General features: G+C 64.8%; 3 protein-coding genes. 2 read left to right on the top strand and 1 reads right to left on the bottom strand.

The features are described from left to right. The coding region (locus ACFDS3_RS20365) for a phage/plasmid primase, P4 family (RefSeq protein WP_375264151.1) at window positions 1–2,346 on the top strand (2,346 nt) is incomplete at its 5' end. A gap of 31 nt (window positions 2,347–2,377) precedes the next feature. Continuing rightward, a complete protein-coding gene (locus ACFDS3_RS20360; protein ID WP_375264150.1) occupies window positions 2,378–2,620 on the top strand; it encodes a hypothetical protein in 243 nt (80 codons plus the stop codon). Window positions 2,621–2,654: 34 nt separating this feature from the next. On the opposite strand, the gene ACFDS3_RS20355 is transcribed toward ACFDS3_RS20360, so the two are convergent. Then, window positions 2,655–2,860 (bottom strand): hypothetical protein (locus tag ACFDS3_RS20355; RefSeq protein WP_375264149.1); only part of this gene is annotated, 206 nt, incomplete at its 5' end.

Below are 2,860 nucleotides of genomic sequence, written 5' to 3'. Positions count from 1 at the left end.
ACGGCGCTGATGAACCGCAAGGTGGGGGGCAGCGGCGCACGCTCCGAGGAGGAGCGCACCGCGTTCCTGCGGACCTACCCGAACGGCAACATCGGCATGCCCCTCGGGCCGTGCTCGGGCATGGTCGCGATCGACATCGACACCGACGACCCGCGCGCGATCGCCGTCCTCGACCGGCTGTTGCCGCCCTCCCCGGGGGAGCGGGTGGGCAAGAAGGGCATGGTCCGCATGTACCGCTACCGCGGTGAGAAGACGACGCGCTTCCAAGCGGGTGGCGGGATGCTTTGCGAGATCCTCTCGAAGGGGACGCAGGTGGTGCTGCCGCCGTCGATCCACCCTGAGACCAAGGTGCCCTACTACGCCAACGCGCCGCTCTACGAGATCGCGAGCGCCCTGCCCTTCCTGCCGATGGGGATCGAGGAGCCGATCCGCAGCGGGCTGATCGACGCCGGGTTCGAGGTCGGCGCGCAGAACAACACCAAGGTCGCCACCTTCGTGCCCGCCGGCCAGCGGGACAACACGATGGTCTGGCACGCCGGCCTGCTGGCCCGGGCCGTCACCCGCGGTGAGCGGACCCTGCTCGAAGCTCTGGGCGAGATGGAGCACTGGGCCGACAGCTTCGTGCAGAAGGTCGTGGGCGACCCGCTCGACATCGACAAGGCCAAGCTGAAGGTCATCGAGTTCCTGAGCCGGGACGTCAACGGCCCGCGCAAGATGGGCCTGCCCACGGGCTGGGACGAGGGTCTGAGCGACAGCGAGAAGCAGAAGCTCGGCCTGACCTTCACCGAGGACAACGAGGTGTGGGGCGGCGAGCGCATCCTGAACTGGCTCTCGGTCGAGTTCCAGAAGCACCCCGATCCGGGTGGCTCCGGCCAGATTGCGGCGATCAACACCACCCTCGCCCGCATGGCGAAGGCCGAGAGCGTCATGAGCGCGATCGACGAGGAGCGCATCTTCAAGTTCATCTCGGCCCAGTCCGCCGGGACCGTGACCATGGCCGCGCTCAAGCGTGAGCTGAAGAACCTGCGCAAGGGTGACATCGAGGGCGAGAACCACGACGAGATCGCCCGTGAGGTCCACGTCCACATCAACCAGTATGGCGAGCTGCGCTATCAGGCGGGCTGCTTCTGGCAGTGGAAGGGCTCGCACTGGGAGAAGAAGCCTGAGGACGAGATCGTGAAGGTCATCTCCAACGAGTTCGGCCACTTCCCGACCTGCAAGCGCGCGTCCGACTACCACGGGGTGGCCCGCCTGCTGCGGGCGACCGCCGCCAAGGAACTGCGCCAGATCGGGATCAAGGGCGTGAACTTCGCGAACGGCTTCCTGACCGATCGCGGCGAACTGCTGCCCCACAGCCCCGACTTCGGAGCCACCTACGTCCTGCCCTACCGCTACACCCCCGAGGCCGCGGGCAACATGCCTGTCTTCAACCAGTACCTGGTCGACAGCTGGGGCCATGATGCCGACTTCGAGGAGAAGGTGCAGGCTCTGCAGGAGGCCATGGGTGTCACGCTGTTCGGCGAGGCGACCAAGTACCAGCGGGCGATCTGCCTCTTCGGTCAGGCCAACTCGGGCAAGACGGTGGCCAGCCAGATCATGCGGGCGCTCCTGCCCGAGGGCAGCTACTCCTCGGTCCCGCCGGAGAAGTGGAACGACACCTTCCTGCCGGCCGAGATGTTCGGCAAGGTGCTCAACTTCGCGGGCGAGCTGTCCGAGAGCAAGATGATCCCGGGCGAGAGCTTCAAGCAGATCGTCGAGGGCGAGCTGACCACGGCCCAGTACAAGAACCAGCAGCCCTTCAGCTTCCGGCCCGTCTGCGCCCAGTGGTTCAACTCGAACTTCCTGCCGAAGACCAAGGACACCAGCTCGGGCTTCAACCGCCGCTGGCTGTTCCTCGAGTGGAACCGCCCGGTCGAAGACGGCAAGAAGATCCCGAACCTCGCGCAGATCATCGTCGATCTGGAGCGGGAAGCGATCGCCGCGTGGGCGGTGCAAGGCTTCGAGCGGATGAGGAAGCGCAACGACTTCACCTTCCCGACGAGCCACATGGCTCTGGTGGACCAGATGGCTCAGGACAACAACTCCGTCCGCTACTTCCTCAAATCCTCGCCGCTCCTGCTGGTGGGCCAGAAGAAGACGCAGAAGGAGATGGGCGCGAACGACCTCTACAACGAATACTGGTCGTTCTGTCTGGCCTCGGGCGTCAACAAGCGGGCCTCGGCCACCAACTTCGTGCGGATGATGCGCGAACTCTCCAACAGCTTCGACTTCAAGGCCGAGGCCCGGGAGACGCCGCTGGGGGCTCAGGAGGTGATCTTCAAAGGCATCGCTCTGGCAGCCATCTAAGTCTCAGGTCCAACCCCTAGGAGTGCCGTTCATGGCCACCTCGACCCTCATCGCCGACCTCTCCAACGTCCTGAACAAGCACTCCAGCGAGGGGGCGACGGTTTGCGATCTGACGTCGGCCCTCGCCTACGTCCTGATCTGGACCAATTACATCGCCGCTGACGACCTCGACGGCGCCGCGGAGCATGTGTCGGAGCATCTCCAGCATGTCTACGAGACCCTCGGAGAAAACGGCGACCGACCAGAACCGGGCTATCGGCTGATGGTCCAGTAGAAACGAGAAAGGCCCCCGGTTCGGGGGCCTTTCTTCATTTCAGGGACCGCTCCTTCTTGAGAGGCATGCGCTTCCTAAGGCCGGCGCGGGCTCGGATCTGGTTGGCCTGACGCTCTAGGTCACGGATCTCGGCCAGATCGCGCTTGAACAGCTCGCTTTCGACATTGGATTTCAGCTCGACCAGCTCGGGCTGGCCCATCTGCAGTAGGTGTTTCATCTCGATCTCGGAAAGTGGTCGTC

It is taken from the genome of Palleronia sp. (assembly GCF_042089775.1).
Lineage (GTDB): Bacteria > Pseudomonadota > Alphaproteobacteria > Rhodobacterales > Rhodobacteraceae > Palleronia.
Note: the sequence above shows the minus strand (reverse complement) of the source record. Positions and strands in the feature narration are given on the sequence as shown.

Coding starts and splice junctions, on each gene's coding strand:
- ACFDS3_RS20360 (WP_375264150.1), top strand. CDS start 2,378: ATGGCCACCTCGACCCTCATCGCCGACCTCTCCAACGTCCTGAACAAG.